Origin of the sequence: Sphingobium terrigena, assembly GCF_003591655.1 — a bacterium.
Classification (GTDB): domain Bacteria; phylum Pseudomonadota; class Alphaproteobacteria; order Sphingomonadales; family Sphingomonadaceae; genus Sphingobium; species Sphingobium terrigena.
Window position 1 is genome coordinate 1 of sequence record NZ_QVRA01000044.1, and the last position, 21,558, is coordinate 21,558.

19 protein-coding genes and 1 pseudogene are annotated in these 21,558 nt (G+C 62.1%); 9 read left to right on the top strand and 11 right to left on the bottom strand.

Annotated features, from left to right (window positions below):
• Nucleotides 1-120: 120 nt before the first annotated feature.
• Nucleotides 121-933 (bottom strand): annotated as a pseudogene (locus tag D0Z70_RS23100) (DUF932 domain-containing protein); the annotation flags it as partial.
• Nucleotides 934-1,027: 94 nt separating this feature from the next.
• Nucleotides 1,028-1,321, bottom strand: coding sequence for a hypothetical protein (locus tag D0Z70_RS23105; RefSeq protein WP_119750440.1), 294 nt, complete (start codon nt 1,319-1,321; stop codon nt 1,028-1,030).
• Between the two features lie 93 nt (nt 1,322-1,414).
• Here D0Z70_RS23105 and D0Z70_RS23110 point away from each other — a divergent pair, with 93 nt between their 5' ends.
• On the top strand, nt 1,415-1,603 hold the full coding sequence (locus D0Z70_RS23110) for a hypothetical protein (protein WP_119750442.1): 189 nt from the start codon (nt 1,415-1,417) through the stop codon (nt 1,601-1,603).
• 38 nt (nt 1,604-1,641) lie between these two features.
• Here the strand turns inward: D0Z70_RS23110 and D0Z70_RS23115 are convergent, their stop codons facing one another.
• The 8 genes from D0Z70_RS23115 to D0Z70_RS23145 all read right to left on the bottom strand — a co-directional run bounded on the left by D0Z70_RS23115 (nt 1,642) and on the right by D0Z70_RS23145 (nt 11,051).
• Complete coding sequence (locus tag D0Z70_RS23115) at nt 1,642-2,145, bottom strand: hypothetical protein (RefSeq protein WP_119750444.1); 504 nt, start codon at nt 2,143-2,145, stop codon at nt 1,642-1,644.
• A complete protein-coding gene (locus D0Z70_RS23120) occupies nt 2,138-2,599 on the bottom strand; it encodes a hypothetical protein (protein WP_119750446.1) in 462 nt (153 codons plus the stop codon). The genes D0Z70_RS23115 and D0Z70_RS23120 overlap by 8 nt, the downstream gene beginning before the upstream one ends.
• Nucleotides 2,600-2,672: 73 nt before the next feature.
• Nucleotides 2,673-2,978, bottom strand: a complete 306-nt coding sequence (locus D0Z70_RS25265; protein ID WP_220475703.1) for a hypothetical protein — start codon at nt 2,976-2,978, stop codon at nt 2,673-2,675.
• Between the two features lie 152 nt (nt 2,979-3,130).
• Complete coding sequence (locus D0Z70_RS23130) at nt 3,131-7,450, bottom strand: strawberry notch-like NTP hydrolase domain-containing protein (protein WP_239019098.1); 4,320 nt, start codon at nt 7,448-7,450, stop codon at nt 3,131-3,133.
• A gap of 65 nt (nt 7,451-7,515) precedes the next feature.
• Entirely contained in the window at nt 7,516-7,650 is a 135-nt protein-coding gene (locus D0Z70_RS25765) for a hypothetical protein (RefSeq protein ID WP_275402241.1), read from the bottom strand.
• Nucleotides 7,651-7,671: 21 nt separating this feature from the next.
• Complete coding sequence (locus D0Z70_RS23135; protein ID WP_239019099.1) at nt 7,672-9,717, bottom strand: ParB/RepB/Spo0J family partition protein; 2,046 nt, start codon at nt 9,715-9,717, stop codon at nt 7,672-7,674.
• Between the two features lie 144 nt (nt 9,718-9,861).
• On the bottom strand, nt 9,862-10,101 hold the full coding sequence (locus D0Z70_RS23140; RefSeq protein ID WP_119750448.1) for a hypothetical protein: 240 nt from the start codon (nt 10,099-10,101) through the stop codon (nt 9,862-9,864).
• 32 nt (nt 10,102-10,133) lie between these two features.
• Nucleotides 10,134-11,051, bottom strand: a complete 918-nt coding sequence (locus tag D0Z70_RS23145; RefSeq protein WP_338054934.1) for a DUF7146 domain-containing protein — start codon at nt 11,049-11,051, stop codon at nt 10,134-10,136.
• 240 nt (nt 11,052-11,291) lie between these two features.
• Here D0Z70_RS23145 and D0Z70_RS23150 point away from each other — a divergent pair, with 240 nt between their 5' ends.
• The 8 genes from D0Z70_RS23150 to D0Z70_RS23185 all read left to right on the top strand — a co-directional run bounded on the left by D0Z70_RS23150 (nt 11,292) and on the right by D0Z70_RS23185 (nt 20,787).
• On the top strand, nt 11,292-12,050 hold the full coding sequence (locus tag D0Z70_RS23150; protein WP_119750452.1) for a helix-turn-helix transcriptional regulator: 759 nt from the start codon (nt 11,292-11,294) through the stop codon (nt 12,048-12,050).
• A gap of 77 nt (nt 12,051-12,127) precedes the next feature.
• The gene (locus tag D0Z70_RS23155) at nt 12,128-12,754 is read left to right on the top strand and encodes an acyl-homoserine-lactone synthase (protein WP_119750454.1); all 627 of its coding nucleotides are present in this window, start codon (nt 12,128-12,130) and stop codon (nt 12,752-12,754) included.
• Between the two features lie 16 nt (nt 12,755-12,770).
• Nucleotides 12,771-13,676, top strand: coding sequence for a phytanoyl-CoA dioxygenase family protein (locus tag D0Z70_RS23160; protein WP_119750456.1), 906 nt, complete (start codon nt 12,771-12,773; stop codon nt 13,674-13,676).
• 51 nt (nt 13,677-13,727) lie between these two features.
• A complete protein-coding gene (locus tag D0Z70_RS23165) occupies nt 13,728-14,075 on the top strand; it encodes a MarR family winged helix-turn-helix transcriptional regulator (RefSeq protein ID WP_119750458.1) in 348 nt (115 codons plus the stop codon).
• Between the two features lie 284 nt (nt 14,076-14,359).
• Nucleotides 14,360-14,902, top strand: a complete 543-nt coding sequence (locus D0Z70_RS23170; RefSeq protein ID WP_119750460.1) for an RNA polymerase sigma factor — start codon at nt 14,360-14,362, stop codon at nt 14,900-14,902.
• 7 nt (nt 14,903-14,909) lie between these two features.
• On the top strand, nt 14,910-15,971 hold the full coding sequence (locus D0Z70_RS23175) for a FecR family protein (RefSeq protein ID WP_239019101.1): 1,062 nt from the start codon (nt 14,910-14,912) through the stop codon (nt 15,969-15,971).
• 92 nt (nt 15,972-16,063) lie between these two features.
• Nucleotides 16,064-18,670 (top strand): TonB-dependent receptor domain-containing protein, encoded by a 2,607-nt coding sequence (locus D0Z70_RS23180; RefSeq protein ID WP_239019102.1) that lies wholly within the window; start codon nt 16,064-16,066, stop codon nt 18,668-18,670.
• The gene (locus tag D0Z70_RS23185) at nt 18,664-20,787 is read left to right on the top strand and encodes an Atxe2 family lasso peptide isopeptidase (protein WP_119750462.1); all 2,124 of its coding nucleotides are present in this window, start codon (nt 18,664-18,666) and stop codon (nt 20,785-20,787) included. The genes D0Z70_RS23180 and D0Z70_RS23185 overlap by 7 nt, the downstream gene beginning before the upstream one ends.
• Here D0Z70_RS23185 and D0Z70_RS23190 read toward each other — a convergent pair.
• Nucleotides 20,784-21,558 (bottom strand): asparagine synthase-related protein (locus D0Z70_RS23190; RefSeq protein WP_239019103.1); only part of this gene is annotated, 775 nt, incomplete at its 5' end. The two genes, D0Z70_RS23185 and D0Z70_RS23190, sit on opposite strands and share 4 nt — an antisense overlap.

Consider the following 21,558-nt stretch of genomic DNA (forward strand, 5'->3'; position numbering starts at 1 on the left):
CCCCTGCCGTTTTCACGGTCGCAGCCATTGCTGGCCAAGGTAAGTCGGGTGAGCATCAGGCTGTTCTTGGTTTCCTGAGAAGTCATCCTTCACTCAATTGATCGCGCCACCATGGCGCACCCAGAGGTTCCGGTTCATGCACACCGCCCGGAGATAGAAGGTCGCGATGCCGAGCGTCTTCGAACCGACTTCCGAGTTCCAGCAATAAAAGCCGCGGAAGTAGAGGTCCGGGTCACCATTGGGCAGCCGGCCCGCTTCTATCGGGTGGGTATCGTCCACCAGGAAGAGGAAGACGTCACGATCCGAGGCATAGAGGGTGGTCGTGTCGCGGCTGACATCGACGTGAGGGTTATAGCGCATCGTGCCCCAGTCGAGCACGCCCGGAACCTTCCACCGTGTATCGCCGACGCCATCGCCCGCGAATTTCATCACAGCCGCGACCAACTCATAATCCCAGATGCGGCCGTAATCGGGGCCGGTGACCGCCCGCAACTCGGTGCGGCCATCGTGCGTCTGGAGCAACTTCACTTGCTCGCCACGGTGCGCGATCAGGCCATGCTGGAGATTGATGCCGGCGAGCGCCGCGGGCAGATCGCGCAGATAGGAGGCCGGCGCGCCGACCAGGCTGCACATCTGGCCGAACGACCAGTTGGTTGGCGCGACCGGTTCATCGCTGCCGGGTGCCAGGAGCGAAAGGCGCTCGGGATTGTCGCTGCGCGCCTCGACGCGGACAGCGCGGCTCTCGACGACGCGGGTTGTCGCCGCCTCGGCGCGGGTACGCACGCGATCATAGAGACTGGTGAGCGAGAGGTAGCGTTCGTCCTCGGGGCGCGAGAACCATTCCGAGGAAACGCGACTGACGTTGCGGCCGCGGCTGATATCAACCTTGTAGGCCCCCGATACGGGGCGGTCGACGGTGGCGATCATGTTCATGGGAACCTCCTGATACTGGCTGCGCGCGCGGAACATCGTCTCCTCCGTCCGCCGCACATCCCCCCAAGACCCCCTTCCCTTCGCAGGTCCGGCGTCAGTGATCGTTCGGGCAAGGTTCGCCGCTAACCACAGGCTCGGCCCGGCAGTTGTCAGGTTCTGAATCGAGAGTGGCGAGACGACGCGCGGCAGCGTCGAGGGCGGCGGGCCGAAGAGCGTAGAGCCAGGTCGGACCGAACTGGTTGCGCGTCATCCGCAGCGATGCCGAGAAATGCTCGAACTCGTCGCTCCCGTTCATCCATTTGAGCGAAAGGGCGCGCTTCCAATAGCGTCCATGGCGCTCCCGGAAATCGAGCAACGCCCGCCACATTTCAATCGTGGGTTCATTCATAGGAGGTCTCCTTGACGATCAGTCGAACAGCGGGAGGCTCGCCTGCATGGGCATCTGGTCCAGGCCGCAGATGCGGAACGGGCACCGACCGTAATGCCCATCCCGATCCGCCAGAATGTCGCGGCTGGCGTGGAGATCGATGAGTGGACCGGCATGGCCCGCTCGGTCGCCGACAGCGTGCCCCGACAGGCGCGCCGCAGTCGGGACACGCGACTTCCAACACGGGATCGCGCGCCCAACTCCGATCACACCCCGGCTTTGCGCAATGCGCTGCGCCTTTGACGATATGAGCCATGATGATCTCCCGCGGCCGGGCGAATTCAGAGGACGCCGCCAGAAAGCGATGCTGCAAGGGCTTCGCCGGTGGTTTCGATCTCGATCCGTTCATGGAAGATCGCGCACCACCCCCCGCTGAATTCTCCCACCCGCATTCGCGAGCAAGTGACGCTCCATTCGAAACCGATCGGACCGGTAAGGAGCGTTGCCGCGCAGCAGCGCTGGATCAGCTTGGCTATTGCCTCGGGATCAAGGGCGATTTCCGATGTGACAATGGCGTCGACCATCAAGGGATCAGCGAGGTTGCTGCCTGTCAGAACCGCGCCGAAGGATGGAAAATCGCGGTCGGAGAAGATGTCACGAAATCCCGCCCAACGATCGTGCTCGGTGGCGGGGAACAACGCCAGGAACTCGGGGCTCGGATTCACCGAGTCGGGGTTGTAGCCCTCGCCTAAGCCATAGCTCGCCTGAAAGGCTTCCTCCAACAGCGCCATCTCCGCCGGAAGGCACGAGAAGGCAAAGCAGCCCTGAATATAGGTGTCAGCCATGCCCCTGCTCCCCGTCATCGACGATGGTCAACGGCGGCAGTGTGAGACTTGCCGACTGAAGATAGGCGCTGACAGCCTCGAAGGTGCCGAGGGAGCGGACCTCCGGCTCGGTGACCACGACGATGTCGTTATCGGTGACGGTGTAGGAGCGTGGGTCGGCCGCGCCGTCGAAGACGATCCGCTCGGCTTCCCAGCTTCCCGGATAGCTGCCACACCAGCGTTCAAACGGCAGCCGATTGTCGATACAGAAAGCCTCGAGAGTTTCGAGGCGACCCCAGGCAACTTCATCGGCCGCCAGTTCGAGCGGACCAAAGCCCGTGATGTGTGCCATCGAGAAATACTCGCCGAGGGGATCGGTGAGCGCTTCGCCCTCGATGGCGGCGATGAAATCGGCAAGCAGGGCGCGCGGCAGCGAGCCGCCGATGCGGATAGTCACGGAAACACGGTCAGCCATGATAGGCCTCCTGCGGACAATGGATCATGGGAAGCCGCCCTGGACCCTCCGTCCAGCGAGGCGGCGCGATGGTTCAGATGGTGTCGTCGGCCGACGCGGCACCGATCAGGTGACGCAGTTTCGCCCATGCCGCTGCCGCGCCGGCGCGAACACCATGATTGAGGCCCTGGCCATAGAGGCGGTATGCGATCGCTACCATTTCAGGCGATGCATCGGCAGGCACGAAGCTGATGAAAATGCCCTCGTCGTCCTGGAGCTCGAGCATATCAGGATGGTTGCCGCTCGATGGCAGCGCGACGCGGGCGGCGGAATGAAGCTCGGCGAGGTCGAGGTTGAAGCTCTCGACGAAAAGCGCGCCGATCGGATCGGGGTCGGTCATGGGAAATCTCCGGTGCGGTCCGGCGAACCACTCGCGGACCACATCCGCTTCCCCTCTTCCCTCCCCAAGAGCGCTGGTCCGCTACAGGCTCGTGGGTCAAGATTGCCGCCAATGGCGGACGGTTCGGGACTTCCTCGCACCGCCGGCCGCATTCAGGCGGCGATGCCGGTCGCGGAATTGGCGGCGATTGCCGAAAGGATATTCTCGGCCCGGTTCGTGGGGACAAACAGCCGGGTCTTGTAGCTGATGATCTCGGTGAAGCAGCCGAGCGCCTTCAGCCACTCACGCTTTTCGGGCGGGAAACCCTTGATTTCCAGCCGCGCCTCATCGTTGACATAGGAACGCTGTAGCCGGGCTCCCGGTAGCGCAGGGATTGCGACGCCATCGCTGCCGCGGGCCGCAGCGACGATCTCTGCGGGAGACAAGGCGATCGCCATGGTCACGCCGAAGGACTGGGCGAGCTTCTCGAATCCGGCGGGCGAGACGATGCGACCCAGCAGCGAATTGCCCTGGGCATCGGAGATCCGCCAGACGCGGACGTCGTCGTCGGGCAACCGATTCCAGACAGGCAGCAGCAGACCCGTCGCGATGTTGATTGTCTCGATATCGATCCGCGTCGCGATGTCCGCACATTCCAAGCCCCAGGCCTCGCGAAAGCTGGCCTCGTCGATGGGACGCCAATGGCTCTCGGCGAGTGCAGACTGGCGGATCCGCTCCGATCCGACCGGCCGGATCAGCTCCCAGACCTGGATGGAGTGCCCATCATTGTCGAGGATAGACCAGGACGGCACCCTGAGTGCGATCCGGCCCGAACGACCGTTCTTCAAGAAGGCGATGTCCTTCGTCCCGGACCATGTTTCCATGACGCGCGCAAAGGGAGTCGCTCGACGCTGATGATGAAGCTCGATGCGGCAAAGCCTGGTCTCCGCGCCGGTCACCGGGTCGCGGCGCAGAACCTGCTCATCGAGCGGCACGATCCGCTCGGCCTTGATCGTTTCGACGCCGACATCGAGGGTCCCCGCATCGCGCGCTGCATCGATCCGTGCCTGGATCAGCGCTATATATTCCTCGAAGATGGCGTTCTGGGTGCCGATCCGCAGTGCCAACAGCCGGTTCAGCCAGCGTTGGATCGGGGGCAGGGTTTCGAGAAGGCCGCCGCCATTCTGATCGACGAGCTTGAGCCCGGTCATGCGGGTGAAATCGTCTAGCGTGACGCTGGTGAGCTTGCCTCGATAAAGCAGATGATACCACTGGCTGAGCGCGTCACGAGCATAGTCGCTTTCCAGATTGTCCGCCGGATCGAACAAATTCTGACCACCCGTCTGTCTTTGTCCTCGCGTAAGCGCGCCCAGGCTGTCGAGGCGGCGCGCGATCGTGCTGATGAAGCGACGTTCGCCCCGGCAATCGGTCGTCACCGGCCGGAAGATCGGCGCGGTGAGCTGGTTGGTCCGGTTCGAGCGGCCCAGGCCCTGGATCGCGCTGGAGGCACGCCAACCGGGTTCGAGCAGATAGTGGACGCGGCGGCGGTCAGCGCTCGGACAGTTGCGGTCGGCATGATAGCTGCGGCCGGTCCCACCAGCATCGGAGAAAGCCAGGATCGCCTTGCGGCCGGTCATGAAGGCGTCGGACTCACCAATGTTGCTGCGCGCCGTCCGGCGTTCGATTTGCTGTCGACCGCTACCGTCGACGACCAACCGGCGGGTCCGTCCGGTTACCTCTGCGACCGCATCGGTACCAAATTCGCGGATCAGCTCGTCGAGCGCCGTTGGGATAGCAGGCATCGAACACAGGCGCTCAATGAGGTCGTCGCGAGCTTGAAGCGCGGCCTGGGAGTGGACCGGAGTGCCGTCCTCATCGACCATCAGTTCAGAGCGCGGCTCGCCGTCGGACCCTTTGAACACACGCATCATCCGGGTCGGGAAGGCAGATTTCAGATAGTCGATCATATATTCCCGTGGACTGAGCTCGAGATCGAGATGGGCGCGCTCGTCTGCCGAGAGGCTGGCCAGGCGCCGGTCCAGCATTGCCTCGGCGGTCGTGACCAACTGGACGATAACATGCCGCCCTTCGGCGACGTCCTTCGTGATTGCACCAATGACGGTTGGTAGCTTCATCGCGACCAGCAATTGACCGAAAAAACGCTGCTTCGCGCTTTCAAAGCGCGACAGCGCCGAGCCTTTGGCCTGGGCGTTGAGCGCACGGCCATTCATGCCATCGACGATGTTGGTCGCTTCGAGAACCTCATCGAGATTCTGGTGGATCAGCGCCCACGCGTCGGCATAGGCGTCATAAACCGCAATCTGGTCATCCGTGAGCTTGTGCTCGAGCGGATCATATTCGACGCCGCGGAAAGTCAACGCGCGCGCAGTATAGAGTCCGAGCGCCTTCAAGTCGCGGGCGACGATTTCCATGGCCGCAATCCCGCCGCTGCCGATCGCCGCCATGAAGGTTTCGCGGGTCTCGAAGGCGGAACCCTGGCCCCATAGGCCGAGGCGGCTGGCGTAGCAGAGATTGGCGGGATCGGTGGCGCCGGTGGCGCTGTTGTAGAGGATGCAGGCCCGCGGCAGGAGGTTCTGGAGCCGCACGCCCGCCAATCCCTGCTCAGAGCCCTTCTGCGTACCGTACTGGGTTTCGGTGCCAGCGGCGTTGGCGAGTTCGTGGGCCTCGTCAAAGGCGATGACACCGTCGAAGTCCTCGCCAAGCCAGGACAGGATCTGCTGCAGCCGGGATTGCGCGTCGTCCCGCTGGGATCGAAGCGTCGCGAACGTCAGGAACAGGATACCGCTTTCCATCGTGATCGGCGCGCCGAATGCGAACGCGTCGAGCGGCTGGATATCGATCGCCATGCCGCCCAGCGCGGTCCAGTCGCGACGCGCATCCTCCAGGAGCGCGCTGCTCTTGGATATCCAGACAGCACGACGCTGACCGCGGCACCAGCGATCGAGGATGCAGGCGGCGATCTGCTGGCCCTTGCCGACACCCGTTCCATCGCCGACCATATAGCCGAGACGATAGACGTGGCCATTGGCGTTGGGTTCGAGCAGCGTGCCGGCCTGATTGGGCCGATAACAGCCCGGCAGGTCACGCGAGAAGGACTGGCCGGCATAGATGACGGTCTCGAGCTGCGCGTCGGACAGTGCTTCGACCGCGCGCGGCGGCAGCATCGGCCGATAGGTTGGCAGCGGCGGAAGGATTGACGACATTGCCACCGATTCCACCAACTGGTCCGGGTGCGGACTGACGTCGGTGAAGGCCATGCGGGCAAGCCGCCACGGGGCGTAGATGCCAATCTGCTCGGCGGTTGCCGAGGGTACATCCAGCACCTCGTAGCTGAGCAGTTGAGGCTCTCCGGCGATCGTCGGCGCAGGGGGCGGCGCGATTGGTCGGAGCGGCTCAACGCGCGAGAACAATCCACCAGCGCGCGCCGGCGGCGCCAGAATTGGTCTGGCCGGCGAGAACTGCTCGACCGGCGCGGGCGGCAGTGGCGGTTCGCCGGCGTCCAGGCGCGGCGGCAGGTCGAGGACGATCGACAGCGCGCCGCGCAGATCGGCGACGACGTGGCATTCAGGCTCGCCGGTCCAGCCCTTGTCGAAAATCACCAGCCTGATCGAGATCGCGGTGCCATGCTTGGCATAGGGCTGGCCGTTGATCGTGATTTCGAACCGCGCCGGAACAAGCGACGTGACGGCATCATAGCCCTTCGATCCCGTGCCATCGCGGGCAAAGGCGGGTGACATGATCGCGACGCAGCGACCACCGTCGACCAGGCGCAGCAAGGCAGAACGAAGATGCCGTGCGCCGGCATGGCGATCTCTGCCTCGGCCCTCGCTGCGTGAGAAGGGAGGATTGATCAACACGACGCTGGGGCGATCGGCGGGATCGAGCATGTCATGGATGAATTCGGCGTCGTGCCGGCTGACCTGCTGGTTGAGGGTCAGCGCCAGAAGGTCGGCGCGCAGCGGGTCGCGCTCGTTAAGGATCAGGCGCGCCCCGATCTGCCGCGCATGAACTGCGAGCATGCCGGTGCCGGCCGAGGGCTCGAGCACCGTATCGGCATCGGTGATCCGGGCAGCGTGCGCGGCGAGCCAGGCCAGTTGCAGCGGCGTGGAGAATTGCTGCAGGTCGACCTGACGTTCGCTGCGATAACTCTGGGTCGGCAGCAATCGTGAAAGACGGTCGCGTGCGGCAGTCGCGGCGATAGGGTCGTCATAGTCGATGAGACCGCTGGCCGGATTGAGGGCCAGCAAGACCTGGGCCGCTTCGAGCGCCTCATAGGCGTCGCGCATCGACCAATCGCCCCAGGCATCCGAGCCGCCGAAGTGCTGGCGCATCAGGGATTTGAGCGTCTGGCGGGAGACGCTCGTACCATCGGCAAGGCGATCGACGAGGATCCTGGCGACGTCGAGGAGCGAGGTTGCCTTGGCAGAGAGTTCAGTGGCTGCGGCGGGCGCAGCGAAGATTAGACAGGTCATGGGCGGTTCTCCAGCGAATGGTCGAGAGCCCCCGGGCCCTCACCTCGCCGTCCCCCCTTCCCTCCTCACTTCTCGGACGCCGCGCGGTAGATGTCGGCCGCCCATTGCTCGATCCATGCATCGGTGATTTCGTGATGATCGAGGTCCCTGCTTTCGATCAGGCCGCGGATCTGCGCTCGAGGGGCCGCAGCGCGAGCCACGGCCCCGATCCTTTTTTTCGATCAAGCGGCCTTGGGCAGGGTGATCGGCTCTTCGTCCTGGGTCTGCTCCGGCTCGATCGGAGCCGAATCGTTCTCCGCGACCGGCGCATCCTCGAACAGAGTCGCGTCGATTTCTGCATCCTCCACGGCGAACCGCATCGGTCCGGGAAGCCAGGCAAGCGCCCGTTCCTTGACCTCCGCCTCGGCGATGATCTGGCCGGCGAACAGCTTCTCCGACGATGCCGCGAGATCGAACTTGCGCGACGCCGCGTAGCGGTTCTTCAAGTCGTTGCCGCCAATGGCCTCGAACAGCTTCAGGATCGCAGGCTTGGTGATGCGATCGAAGAAGTTGCGCGCGGTCGGACGCCACCAGGCTGCGACGTCGATGCCGAGCTTGGCCCCGAGATGATTGAGGAAGCTGCTGCCGGTCATCCCCTCGGGCACTGCGTGCAAAGTCCGGGCGACCGCCCAACCGAGCCAGGCCGCGCGGGCACTATCTTCGAGCGCGCAGAAGGCGTCGTACCGCTCATGGATCTCGGTGTGGTTGATCCAGCTGCGGTCAAGAGCGTCATCGAGCTTTGCCCAGGCCTGCGCGGCCGGAGTGTCGCTCGTGAAGCCGGAGACACGCGGGCTCGGCGCCCTCGCCCGAAGTTCGCTCGGCATCCCATAATAGCCCAGGCGGCAGGCATCATCGACCATGATGAAGGTGCCGAGATCGAGCGCGAAGTGCGGGTCGTTGGCGATGTGGAGCGCGAGCAGTTCCGTCTTCATCATCGCCAGTTCGTCCTTGAGCTTCTGGCTGAAATGCTCGGTCGTCGGTGCTTCGGTTTCGTCCTCGTCGGTCTCGGTCGCATCGTCGTCACCATCTACCTCTTCATCCTCATCGACCTCGTCGGGGTCTTCCGAAACCGCGACAAACAGTTCCTCGTAAACGCAAGGCTGGCCGTCCTTGCCGATCATGACATAGGCGATCGCCGAAGCTTTCTGCTCGTCCGTGATGACCTCCGCCGTGTCGATGATCGCGCCGATCTCTTCCTCGAGCACCTCGATCCGTTCCGACTGCTCTTCGGTATAGCCATCGGCTTCCTCGGCTTGCCCTTCGATCTCGGCGAGTTCCGCCTCGATCTCCGCTTTGCGGGCCTCGACCTCCGGCGCAAGCGGCGCAGGTTCGCCAACGAGCCGGGTCAGCTGGAAGGTCTCGGAATAGGGGATGGTCGTCGCCGGGACCGTGCGCACCTCGGCAAAGCCTTCGCGATCGCGGATCGCTGCGGCCGCCTGCGCGAGCGCCTCCTCGGCCAGCTTGTCGACCAGATCCCCATCACGCCAGAGTTCGGTGAACTGGTTGGTGTACAGATCGGCATCGATGGCCCCGCCGGCCGCCAGATAGGCATCACGACCGACAAGGATCGCCTTGGGATCACCACCCTTGTAGGAGCCGCTGGCAACCGCCCTGCGGATCTCGTTCGGATTGTGACGATAATAGCCCTGGTCCATCTGGGCGAACACCTTGGCCTGGCGGTCGGTGTCGGACGTATGGGCATAGGCGGTGGCGACCTCGAGCGTGATCTCGCCCATCCGCAAGGCGTTGAACACCGGTTCCGCCAGATCGGCGAGACGCAGGCGGCCGAGAACGAACCGCTCGGTCTTGCCAAAGCGCTTGGCGAGATCGGCCGGCACCTTCTTCTCGCGTTCGATGATCGATTTGAAAGCGCGGCATTCGTCAGCGGGATTCATGGGCAACTGGAAGTAATTCTCCGCCAGGCTCATCTCGATCGCGTCCCGGGCGTTCTTCGCGACAAGGACGGGAACCATGAAATCCTCGTCGAGCTTGCCCTTTGCGATGTTGGCGTGCGTCCCGTCGAGGCGCCGGCCGCCGCCATAGATCTCGAACTTGCCCTTCTTGCGGGCAACGGCCACCCCGATCAGGTTTTCCAGGATGATGCCGGTCTCACCAATATTGGCCTCAAGCTCGGCATCGGCGTCCGCATCGCTCTGGGTGCGGACATTGTGCGGCGACTTGTGGCAATCCAGGGCGCGCGCATAGACGATGGTCGGATAGGTCATCATATTTCTCCAATGCGGGGCGACCTGACCATCAGGCCTCCAACCGCATCGGATCCCCTCCCCCTTCCCTCCTCAGTGGCTTGGCGGTGCCATGATCGCCGCCGGCATTGTCGCGCCGCGGCACCCGTCAGCAGGGCATTCAGGGGATCAGCCCATCGGTCCCATGTCGAGGAGGAGCGTGGGCTGTGCGGGCACTGACGGGGGCTGGTCAACGAACTGGATGTCGAAGCAACGCAGCCGTTCAACGAGTTCGCGGGCAATGGCCGACACAGCGAGATTACGCCGGTGCCGGTCCACATTGCCCAGATCGTCCAGCAGGCTGCGCGGCGAGCTGGCGAGCGCTACCTCGAGATGGAGGGACAGGGCATCTTCATCGATTCGCATCATGCCGACATTGAGAACAAATAAGGAACATTGAGTCAAGCTGCGACCCGTGCCCTGGCGCTCTTGTTCGTCAGTCCCAGCTCCGCCATCAGCACGTCGTTCCAGTCGTTCAGCTCATGCCATGGCCAGATGGTCACGATGGAGCGCCCGGGACGCGCATAGGCGGCTTGGGCCTGCTGTTCCGCAAGACGCCCTCCAGGATCGTTGTCCGGCAGAAGGACGAGGCGATCGATTCGTTCTGGAATGGCGATGCGCGCAAGCCGCTCGTTTCCAAGCGTTGCCCAGACGGGAATGTTCAGCAACAGGGCGGCGGACTGGGCGGTCTCGATGCCCTCGGCGAGCCCCAGGCAACGAGCAGGCCGGTATAGTCGCACCGCGCCGGCGAGCGGCCGACCCAATGTGAGCTTGGCCTTTGGGAGGTCGGACGCGAGCCAGGGTCCGGCCCGGTCGAAAAATCCGCGCTGCACCGCCGTGACGCCCGTATCGTCGCAAATGGCCGCAATCATGGCGGGCCTGAACGAGACGGAGGCTCCTCTACCCAACGGGGTCCGCGGATGGAAGCGCACGGCCGAGGACAGATGGGTGATCCCTCGCGCCGAAAGATACGAGGCAACTGGCGTCCCCGCCGCCGGTCGAGCCTCGGCCCAGATCGTCCTGGCACGTTCGGCCATGGCCAGATCAAGTCGCACCGGCGGCCGGCCGACCGCCCTAGTGTCCACGGGCACGTCAAGCTTCAGCTGGCGGATGGCAGCCAAGACCTCAAGTCCGGTGCAGCCGGCAAAGCATTTGAAGAGAAGGCTTCGGTCGCCGACCCGGACTGACAGGCTGGGCGTGCGGTCTTCATGGGCCGGGCACAAGCACATGCCACCGTTAGGGCGCCAGACGCCGCCAAGCTTGCGGACAAGCTCGGCCGCGGCGGTCTCGAGCGCTAGATTATGGGCTGAATTGGTCATGGACATGGAACCATTGGTCAAGAGAGCCTCATCTCAGGCCCCAACCCCGATCCCCTCTCCCGCTTCGATCATCGTGGCGCGGCGGTCGTCCATCTCCAGAATCCGACCGGTTGAAACCCGGCGCAGTGACTTGATCCGGAATGGACAGTTTGTCGGTCAACGGCGATTTCAGCGCAAAATGTTACAAGAAGCCTGACGCCAAACGGAGATGCTCGGCCGCTCAACTTCCGGAGCGAGCAAATGGTTGATCAGTTCGATTTCAAAGGCATGATTAATGGCTTTCTCTGTGCGCAAATGGAGGAACAATTGTACGTCCATTTGGAGGCGTGCGCTTTTAATCTTGGTTTCCGGCAATTCGCCATGGGCCATCATGTCGATCTTGCAGGCCCACCGCAGGACGCGATCCGCCTCACAAACTATCACCCGGCGTGGATCGAAAGGTCGCTCGGCGAAGGCTATTTCCTCTACGATCCCGTACACCAGGCAAGCACGCGAACCGCGGCGGGGTTTCTCTGGACCGACGTTCCGGCGATGATCCGGCTGACGAAGCGGCAGAAGGCCGTTCTCGAGGCGGCCCGGCCCTATGGTCTCTCCGAAGGCTATACGATCCCCGTCCATGTCCCCGGGGAATATCGCGGCACCTGCTCTTTCGGGGCGGATTCATTCGAGCGGCTGCGCCCGAACGCGCTTCCCATCGCCAATATGATCGGCACCTATGCGTTCGAGGCGGCACGCCGCATCATGCGCTCGCGTGGGAAGCTGCCCGCGGGACTGGACGAACTCCCTCAACTGACCGAGCGGCAGCGGGACTCGCTGGTTCTGGTCGCGCGCGGAAAGGGTGATCCCGAAATCGGCGCGTTGCTCGGAATTTCGGCAGCGACGGCGCACGAGCATGTCGAGAATGTCCGTCGCGCCTATGGCAATGCGCAGCGCCCGCTCCTGATCGCAAGGGCGCTGTTCGATGGCCAGATCTCCTTTTCGGAGGTGTTTGGACGCTGACAACCCCCTGATCAGCGGGTGGCGACCGAGGCGTCTTTGGTTGAGCTGTTCTTCCGCTAACCAGCGGGAGAAGCTCCATGATCCAATATTTTTCGGGCCATGCCGGCCCGGGCGCATCGGCGACACTCGACAATATGCACCGGGACCGCAAGCGCGTGTTCGTCGACATGCGCCAATGGGACGTTCCGGTCATCGACGGGCAGTTCGAGATCGATCAGTTCGATGGCGAGCATGCCGTCTATCTGATCAGCGCGGCGGAGGACGGCGAGCATTTCGGATCGATCCGTCTGCTGCCGACCGACCGCCCGCATCTGCTGGGCTCGGTCTTCCCGCACCTGTGCGACGGGCCGCCCCCGTCCGGAGCCGATATCTGGGAAATCACCCGCGGCTGCCTTTCGCCGCGCCTGCGCGCTACCGAACGGCTGCGTGTTCGCAATCGACTGACGACGGCCGCGGTGCAATATGCGCTTCTGCACGGCATTACGCGCTTCGTGTGCGTCGCCGATTCAGGATGGCTGACCCAGATCCTGACGCTGGGATGGAACTGCGAGCCGCTGGGTGAGCCGAGAACGATTGCCGGCGCCACCACCGGCGCGCTGCAGATCCATATCTCGGGGCGGACGATCGAGCAGCTCCGCGAAGCCGGAACCTATGCTTCGGTCCGCCTCCAACTCGGTGGCGTCGCAACGCCGCTTGCGGCGTAGGGAGGCGACCATGCTCATGGAGCCTATCCCTGACGCAAGGGACGCTGCCGTCGCGAACTGGGTGGAAGCACTGTCCGCCGAGGGCTATTGCATCATCCCCGACGCGATCTCGCCGGTCGTGGTGGACGCTCTCGCCACCGATCTTGCGGATGATTTCGCCAGGACGCCACATGCGTCGGGACCATTTTACGGCGAATGGACCAAGCGCTTTCATGGCTTGCTGCGGCGATCAGACCACATGGATGCGTTCGTTCGTCACGCGCTTGTGCTGAGGATCGTCGAGAGCATCCTGGGGGCCGGTTGCGATAGCATCCAGCTCAACCTGACTCAGGCAATCGAAATCCTCCCCGGCGGCCGCGTCCAGCCTCCACACCGGGACCAAGATATGTGGCCGGTGCGGACGCCTGGCGTTGAATATCTGGTCAATGTGATGTGGCCGTTCACGCCGTACACCGAAGCAAATGGCGCCACGCGCATTTGGCCGGGGAGCCATCGTCGACAGGATGAGATCCTCATCGATCCCGTGGAAGCTATCCCCGCCGAGATCGACCCCGGAGCTGCCCTCCTGTTTCTGGGCTCGACGCTGCATGGCGGTGGCGCGAACCGAACGGCGATTTCGCGACGCGGCATGATCGTCAGCTACAGCCTGGGCTGGCTCAAACCCTATGAATTGCCGTGGCTGGCCTATCCCCCTGAGGTCGCACGCACCTTCCCTGCCGATCTCGCCGCACTTGCGGGCTATCGCGCGCATCGGCCCAATCTCGGCACGTTCGAGGGTCGCTGCCCCTCGACGCTGCTCGACCCGGAGGGAACTGGGGAATTCGGCGCAGTCGATGCGCTGAGGCCAGAACAGGAGGCCCTCATCGAGCAATTTTACGCTGGAACACTGCCGGCCGGGCTGCGGCTGGCGGATCGGACGTGACCCGTGAGTGGCGCTCTGCCCAGCGTCATAGCAACGCTCGACCGATGCGTGATGATCAGCCTTGCCGTTCGCGCTCACTGCCTTCTCGGCAACCGATTTGGCAGCGACCTGTTCTCAATGCCGGCTCTCAACATGCTGTTCGATCTGTATGCGCGCCAGGATCGTCGGCCCAGATCATTGACCAGCCTTTGCGGCGCATCGAAGGCGCCGGCCCGGACCGCGCTCCGGATGATCCACCGAATGATCGAGCGCAATCTACTCGTCCGGACACCCGACCCCCGTGATCAGCGTCGGATCAATGTTGAGCTATCGCCCGAGGGAACTGAGCTGCTCGACGCCTATTTCGATGGCCTTCTCGATATCGTTGCGAAGCCCGAACTGAGAAAATGTCCGCCATGAACCAAGGTGGCGACGCCCCGGTCCCTTTCAGGGGCAGTTTCGTGACGTCGTCCCTTGCATCCGAAATGGCGTTAATGCACATCTAGGACGCAGTGCGGAAACAGGCTGGAAGCCGTCTGCAGGATAAACCTACCAGGCATAAAATGCGCCGATCCATGACGGTTGGGCGCGCGCATTGGACTTAAGTAGGCCGGCCTGCCTGGACGGATCCGTCGTGACTAGATTCCCTGACATGCTCGGCGGCGCGCGTCGTTCTGCGCCCTCCCGGACCTGTGCTTGACGCGATGCTGGAGCCTGATGGTGGCGACGGCCACAGCACGGAGCCAGAGGGCATCGATCGCAAGCAGCTCGAGGCGGTCTATCGCTCCGAGGCGCCGCGCCTCAGACGGTTGCTCAAGCGCAAGATTTGGATCGAAGACGACCGTAACGATATCGTCCAGGAGGCCTTCACCCGCCTCGCCGAGTCCAAATCGGGCGCGGCGTCGCAGAACCCCGGGGCGTATCTGCAGGGAATTGTGCGGCACCTCCTCGCCGACCGGGTACGGCGATGGGCTAGGGCCCGATCGCATGCCATGTTGGATGTGGCGATCGGTCCAGAGTCGCTTGGTCCGGACGCGGCAGCCGAGATAAACCAGATGCGCGAGCGTTACCGCGCTGCTGTCGATACCCTCCCGCCGAAAACGCGTGAGGTCTATATGCTACACCGAGCCGACGAACTGGAATATAAGCAGATCGCCGAACGGCTCGGCATTAGTATCCGTACTGTGGAATGGCACGTGGCTCAGGCAATCATTCGGATCAGCAAGAGCATCAATGCCGATGGGTGAGAATGAGATGCCGGGCAACGCGCCCCGGCAGGATCAGTTGCTCGAAGAGGCCTCCCTCTGGTTCGCGCGCATGCGCGGTCCGGACGCGGAACGGTATCGCGCAGATTTTGACGCCTGGCTGGCCCTCGGAGCCGCGCATCTCGGCGCCTATAACCGCGCCGGGGAGATTTTTGCCCTTGGAAAGTTCCTGGCCGAGTCGCCAAATGCGGCGACCGATGTCGATGACAATGACAATGATGGTTATCCGACACCTTCGCGCTGGCGCCAATTGGCGCTGCTCGCCAGCTTCCTGATGATCGTCGGATTCGGCGCTTGGGTTGGGCGGGACTCCCTCTCGAACATATTTGGCAGAACCACCGAGATCGCTTCGGTGCGCCCGGCAGCGGCGCCGGACGGCCAACTGTTCTCGACGGTCGGAGGCACGCGTCGCAGCTTCAAGCTGGACGACGGCTCCACGGTCACCCTGGACGCCGAAAGCGTTCTTGCGGCGGCATTCGACAGCCAGCGGCGCGAGCTGCGCCTCAAGCAAGGACGCGCGCGTTTCGACGTCGCCCATGAAACCCGGCCGTTCGTGGTGCTTGCCGGCGGCGGAAGCGTAACCGCGCGCGGAACGATCTTCGACGTCATCCTCAACCGGGACGATGGCGTGACGGTGCGGCTGTTGCGCGGCGCGGTTGATGTCGAACGCCCAAGCAAGACTGGCGGGGCGGACAGAGACAAGCAGGCCATCACACGCCTGGCACCCGGCGAAGAGCTGAGCTTCGGAATCAGCGGGCTTCCCGATCTTGCCTCAGCGACGAGAGGACGCGATGCCGTCGGTGTCGCCTCGCTGCCGGACATTCCTGCGGCCAGGGAGTTCGATATGGCGCCCTTGTCTGAGGTGATCGCCGAAGCCAACCGGGGATCAGGGATCCCGATCCGTGTCTCCGATCCGGCGGTTGGAGCGATCAAGGTCTCGGGGCGGTTCCGCATCGACAATCCCGAACGGGTTGCCGATCGGCTCGCTACGCTGTTCGATCTGGAGGTCGATCGCACCCGCCAGGATGAGATTCTCCTTCGGCCCCGATGAACAATGTGAAGAAAATATTGCAATAGTGACCCCGTAGTTCGCGGCCTTGCTGCGATGCACCCAGAAAGCCTCGCCATAATGGCGAGATCAGCATGGGGGAAATCATGGGGTTAGTGCGGAATGGGGTTCGGATTCGACTGCTTGCGGCGGTGGCGATCAGTGCAATGGCGATCGCCTCACCGGCCAGCGCGCAGGATGGCCAACGGCAGGAATATAGCGTCGAGGCTGGGGATCTTGGCGCCGCACTAAGAACCGTCAGTCGCCTTTCGGGTCGCGAAATCATCTTCGGTGCAGAGGCGGTCAAGGGCAAGCATGCTCCCCGCCTGCGCGGAACTTACAGTGCGGACGAGGCGGTCCGGGCGTTGCTGGAGGGCAGCGACCTCACCGCCGAATTCCGAAAGGATGTCATCCTCATCCGGGGGCGATCGGAGGCGTCGGGCGAGGTAGCAGACCGCCCGGCGGAAGAGGGTGACATCCTCGTAACTGGTTCACGTATCCGCGGCGCCCAGAGTCCATCGCCAATTGTGGCGAAATCGCGCAAAACGATCGTCAACGAAGGCCAGACCGATCTTGGATCGTACTTTCGATCTTTGACCCAAAACTTCTCTGGAGGTCAGAATCCAGGCGTCGTCGGGTCTCAGGGACAATCTGAGAATACCAACGGTTCGTCTGCGCTGAATCTAAGGGGTCTTGGCCCCGATGCGACGCTCACCCTCGTAAATGGGCATCGCAGCGCCTACGATGCGGTTGCCCAAGGTGTCGACATTTCGGCAATTCCGTTGGCGGCTGTCGAACGCGTGGAAGTGGTTACCGATGGCGCTTCGGCCCTTTACGGTTCAGATGCGGTGGGCGGGGTTGCGAATGTCATCCTGCGCCGCGACTTTAAGGGGGTAGAGACGGCGGCCCGGCTTGGCGCGGCGACCGACGGCGGCGACGTCGAGCAACAATATACATTCCTGGGCGGCCACCGCTGGGGTTCCGGCGGTGCTGTGGTGACGCTTGAATACAACCACGCCTCGCCGATTGTGGCCGGGCAACGAAGCTACACACAAGGCTTGGATCGCCAAGCGACGCTATTCGCCGGTCAAAAGCAGTTCAGCGCCGTCGTCGCAGGACATCAGCAGATTTCGGATTGGCTCACCTTCGAAGTGGACGGCCAGTTCAACAAGCGCAGTTCGCAGGTCTGCTCAGCGGCCCTGGCGACAAGCAGTTGTCGGATTAATGGCTCTTTCATCGACCGAGACGTCAAATCATGGGCCATTTCGCCCTCGCTGATCGCCAATCTTTCCAATGGCTGGCAAGTCAAGCTGAACGGCACCCATGCCATCAGCGAAACCGAGGTTCAAACGTCGAGCTTCACTCGGGGCGCGACGACGGCGACCTTCCATCCGCAATATGACAACCAACTCGACAGCATCGAACTCGGTGTTGAAGGCGCACTTTTCCGGGCGCCGGGAGGCGATGCCAGGCTGGCCTTTGGCGGCGGCTATCGGTCGACGAAGCAGGATACCGATTATCGCCAGACGGTGGGCGGCGTGACGACCCCGATCTGGGTCTACACGCAAAAGAGAGACACGGTCTTTGCGTATGGAGAGCTGTCGCTTCCGCTGATCGGCGCAAGCCAGACGATCCCCTTTGCTCGTGAACTCTTGTTTACCGGAGCGGTGCGCTACGAAAACAATAGTGGATTCGGCGATCTGGTCACACCCAAGTTTGGGCTCGTTTTCAGACCGGTTGGCGATGTGGCGATCCGCAGTTCATGGGGCAGATCATTCAAAGCACCGACGCTGTTCCAGACAGGGCGTGGCTTGCAGGGATATGTGGTTCCGGGATCGATATTCGTGCCCCCTGCCCCGGGCGGGGGCGCCGCCATCTTCCTGCTCGGCGGGCGAGCTGCGCTGGCGCCGGAAAAGGCCGAGACCTGGACGTCGACCCTGACTTATACGCCAAGCTTTGTGCGAGGCCTGACAGTTCAAGCCAGCTATTTTCGGGTTCGCTATCGCGATCGGGTGGTTACTCCCATCACAAACCTGGCTGCTGCGCTTGGGCCAGACTACAAATCGTTCGTTACGCTTTACCCAAGTGTACAAGACGTGCTTGGCGTTGCAGCGAACGTCCCCGAGGGCCTCATAAACCAGACTGGCGCTCCGTTCGATCCGAGATCGGTGGTCGTTATCGTCGATAATGCACTGGTCAATGCCGCTCGGCAAAAGATCGAAGGTGTTGATTTCTCGGTCGGATATATCGGCAAAATCACCGCATTGGACTCCATCGATTTCAATGGTTCAGCAAGCTACCTCAAGAGTTCGCAGCAGCTCATTGAAGGGCGCCCGTTTCAGGATCTTTCGGGGACTGTGTTCAATCCGCCGCATTGGCGTGCAAGAGCCGCTATTGGCTGGGAACGTGCAACATTCAGATTGGGAGCGGCACTTAGCTATATCGGTGGAATACAAGATAACCGCTTCGCGCCTTTTGTTGAAATCGGCAGTTTTACGGCAGTTGATATCAACAGCCGCATCCGCACGGCAGACGGCAACGATATATTATCGGGCATCACCTTCGAGTTATCGATCCTGAATCTCTTCAATGAGAAACCGGCAACGATACGGACGACCAGCGCCGCCGCAATCCCTTTCGATTCTACGAACTATTCAAGCATCGGCCGCGCGGTGAGCCTGACGGTGCGTAAGGAATGGTGACGCGCTATCAGCGCGCTCTCCCATACCTCGCACTTTCAATGATCATCCTCGCAGGATGTAGTCGCGGAGCATTTGCGCGGACAACCGAAGCGGCCTGCTGGGAGCAGGCAACAACTGGCGACGGGGCCGCCGCCGCAAAGCGGACCCTGACAACTCGGGATCTCGTGCGTCTGCGAGATATTGGTTCGGTCTATCCCTTGCCGGGTGCGCCAATGTTCACCGTCTCGCCCGACGGGAAGGAGATTGCCTTTCAGGTCCGCCAGGCCGATCCTGATCACAACCGGTATTGTATTGGGATATTCATCAGCAGCGTCCATTCGCCCGGACTTGCTCGAGAGATCGATCATGGTGGCGACCTTCTGCTCGACCGCTCCGACCAACTCGGGAGAGCAAATCTCGCAGTAGGCACGCCGCGAACGATCACCCCCAAATGGGCACCGGATGGCACTTGGTTGGCATTTCTAAAACGCGTTGACGGCATCACCCAGGTCTGGCGTGCGCAAGCAGATGGTTCGGGAAGCCGGCCGCTCACCGACAGCTCTGCGGATATCGACGATTTTGCGATCGGCAAAGATGGGACAACCCTCGTCTACGTCTATCGACCGGACATCATGCGGGCCCGCACCGATATCGAGACTGAAGGGAATACCGGCTTTCACTACGACGAGCGGTTTTTCCCTTCGGCAAGCTCGACCCCATTTCCACGATCCAGCAGCACAAAACGATACGATGCACTCGATTTGCGGACGAACCACACCATGGTTGCGACGCAACCGCAGATTGCCGAATTGAGTGATACGGTGCCGCAAGAGTATGCGGCCGCGCCCCGAGCTCTCGGCGGGCGTCCGGTTTGGCGTATAGTGCCAAACACCGGTTTTCCCGCACGCAGCCGCCTGGCGATCGAAAATGCTGCTGGTTCAATCATGGAATGCTCGGCGGCGGCCTGCCTCGGCGAGCAGTCCGTGATGTGGAGATCGCCGGACCTCCAGCGGATTTATTTCATTCGTCGAGAGGGATGGGCTGCAAGCATCACGGTGGTCTATGTCTGGGAGCCGGGTTCCGACAGAACGCGGCCGATCTACCGCACGACCGACTTGCTCTACGATTGCGTCGCTTCTCGAGACGAATCCATCTGTGTGATAGAAGGATCTGTCCAACCGCGACGCATTGTCAAATTTACGGAAAACTTCAAAGATGCCACAATACTTTTCGATCCAAACCCGGGATTCGCTAGCTTGGCAACTGGACGTATAGAGCGGCTGAAGTGGACGAATAGTTTTGGATTAAAGGTCTTTGGCGATCTTGTATATCCAACACATTACAACCGAGCCAAACGCTACCCGTTGGTGATTACGCAATATACCTCTCGCGGCTTTCTCCGCGGAGGAACTGGCGACGAAGTGCCGATCCAAGCCCTTGCAAATGGCGGCTTTGCGGTCCTCAGCCTCCAACGGCCAAGTCCACTGCCTCTCGCAAGAGGAGCCCATGACGCATATCAAGTTGACCGAATGCTGCTACGGGATCTCCGTGACCGCCGCAGTGTGCTTTCCGCGATTGAATCTGCGGTCGAGAGACTTGTGCGACGCGGTATCGTAGACAAGCGCCGCGTCGGTATTTCGGGTCTGAGCGACGGATCGTCAACGGTGCAATTCGCCGCCCTCAACAGCAATATCTTTGCTGCCGGTTCAGTCAGCGGCTGTTGCTGGGAGCCTAATCAAGAAGTTGTCCTCGGACAAGCGATTGGCAATCATTTCAAACGATCGGGGTGGCCCAGACTCTCAGATAGCAGTAACAGAATCTGGGACAGACTGTCGATCTCAAAGAATGCAAGGCGCGTTCGTTTCCCACTACTCATGCAAATGGCCGATGAGGAATATCTCATGGCACTGCAGAGCTTCACGGCATTGAAAGAAGCTGGCAAACCTGTCGACCTATTTGTGTTTCCGCATGAACATCATTTCAAGTGGCAGGCTTCACACAGGCAGGCTGTCTATGACCGAAATGTCGCCTGGTTCGAGTTTTGGCTGAAGGCCAAAATTCCTGTCTCAGGTCCCTTCGCCGTGGAGGCCAAGAGGTGGGAAGCGATGAAATTGGCGGACCGAAGCGGTCCGGGCTAGTGCCCGCCGTCGCCAACGCAATCTTGTGCGGTAGACGGCTGTCTGGTGCGCCAGTGATCAATCCAGGCTTCAGTGTCGACGAGAAAGAGAAGCGGGACATAGGATTCGCCCTGATCTCCGATATCCGGACGCGTGGCGGTCTCAATTTTCTGCCGATCAACGATGTTGTTGGACGCCAGGTGCCCGTCCATTAGACGCTCGCGAATATCGGCGCGATATTGCTTGAGAATCCGTGCAGCAAATCCATCGGGGCCGCCCTTGGTACGCCGGGTGGTGATGAGCTCGGGAAGACGCTTGGAGAATGCAGATCGCGCGACGGAACGGTCGCGTCCCCCGGCACAGGAAAGCCAAGTCGGTATCGCCAAGCAAAGCTCGACAATGGGTTGAGAGATGAGGGGATTGATTACGCAAATCTCTTCTGAGCGATCCATCATTTCGAGGTGGTTCTGACTGCGCAGGATCATTGCAATATGGGCTGCCTTGCCGCGAAAAGCGTCGGCGGGCGCCCGGAGCCACGGATGGGTAGGCGAGTCTTTTGAGAGCTGGGCGACGAGATTGCCGCTCAAAAATCTCGGGTCGAAACGCCAGCGGTAGCTCCGGGTCGGCTGCCGGCTGATTGCGATCGCTTGCTTTAAGGCAGCGAAAGCACGTAAGCGCCGACGGAAGGCGGCCTTGTTGCCGGCACCGGAATAGGAAAGCTCGCGGTCTTTGAGGAGGCGTGAGCATGGACATCGAGCAGTCAAACGAGCCTCGCATGAGCGGTCGCGGGGA

Coding starts and splice junctions, on each gene's coding strand:
- D0Z70_RS23105 (WP_119750440.1), bottom strand. CDS start 1,321: ATGAATGAACCCACGATTGAAATGTGGCGGGCGTTGCTCGATTTCCGG.
- D0Z70_RS23110 (WP_119750442.1), top strand. CDS start 1,415: ATGCCCATCCCGATCCGCCAGAATGTCGCGGCTGGCGTGGAGATCGAT.
- D0Z70_RS23115 (WP_119750444.1), bottom strand. CDS start 2,145: ATGGCTGACACCTATATTCAGGGCTGCTTTGCCTTCTCGTGCCTTCCG.
- D0Z70_RS23120 (WP_119750446.1), bottom strand. CDS start 2,599: ATGGCTGACCGTGTTTCCGTGACTATCCGCATCGGCGGCTCGCTGCCG.
- D0Z70_RS25265 (WP_220475703.1), bottom strand. CDS start 2,978: ATGACCGACCCCGATCCGATCGGCGCGCTTTTCGTCGAGAGCTTCAAC.
- D0Z70_RS23130 (WP_239019098.1), bottom strand. CDS start 7,450: ATGACCTGTCTAATCTTCGCTGCGCCCGCCGCAGCCACTGAACTCTCT.
- D0Z70_RS23135 (WP_239019099.1), bottom strand. CDS start 9,717: ATGATGACCTATCCGACCATCGTCTATGCGCGCGCCCTGGATTGCCAC.
- D0Z70_RS23140 (WP_119750448.1), bottom strand. CDS start 10,101: ATGATGCGAATCGATGAAGATGCCCTGTCCCTCCATCTCGAGGTAGCG.
- D0Z70_RS23145 (WP_338054934.1), bottom strand. CDS start 11,051: ATGACCAATTCAGCCCATAATCTAGCGCTCGAGACCGCCGCGGCCGAG.
- D0Z70_RS23150 (WP_119750452.1), top strand. CDS start 11,292: ATGGTTGATCAGTTCGATTTCAAAGGCATGATTAATGGCTTTCTCTGT.
- D0Z70_RS23155 (WP_119750454.1), top strand. CDS start 12,128: ATGATCCAATATTTTTCGGGCCATGCCGGCCCGGGCGCATCGGCGACA.
- D0Z70_RS23160 (WP_119750456.1), top strand. CDS start 12,771: ATGGAGCCTATCCCTGACGCAAGGGACGCTGCCGTCGCGAACTGGGTG.
- D0Z70_RS23165 (WP_119750458.1), top strand. CDS start 13,728: ATGATCAGCCTTGCCGTTCGCGCTCACTGCCTTCTCGGCAACCGATTT.
- D0Z70_RS23170 (WP_119750460.1), top strand. CDS start 14,360: ATGCTGGAGCCTGATGGTGGCGACGGCCACAGCACGGAGCCAGAGGGC.
- D0Z70_RS23175 (WP_239019101.1), top strand. CDS start 14,910: ATGCCGGGCAACGCGCCCCGGCAGGATCAGTTGCTCGAAGAGGCCTCC.
- D0Z70_RS23180 (WP_239019102.1), top strand. CDS start 16,064: ATGGGGGAAATCATGGGGTTAGTGCGGAATGGGGTTCGGATTCGACTG.
- D0Z70_RS23185 (WP_119750462.1), top strand. CDS start 18,664: ATGGTGACGCGCTATCAGCGCGCTCTCCCATACCTCGCACTTTCAATG.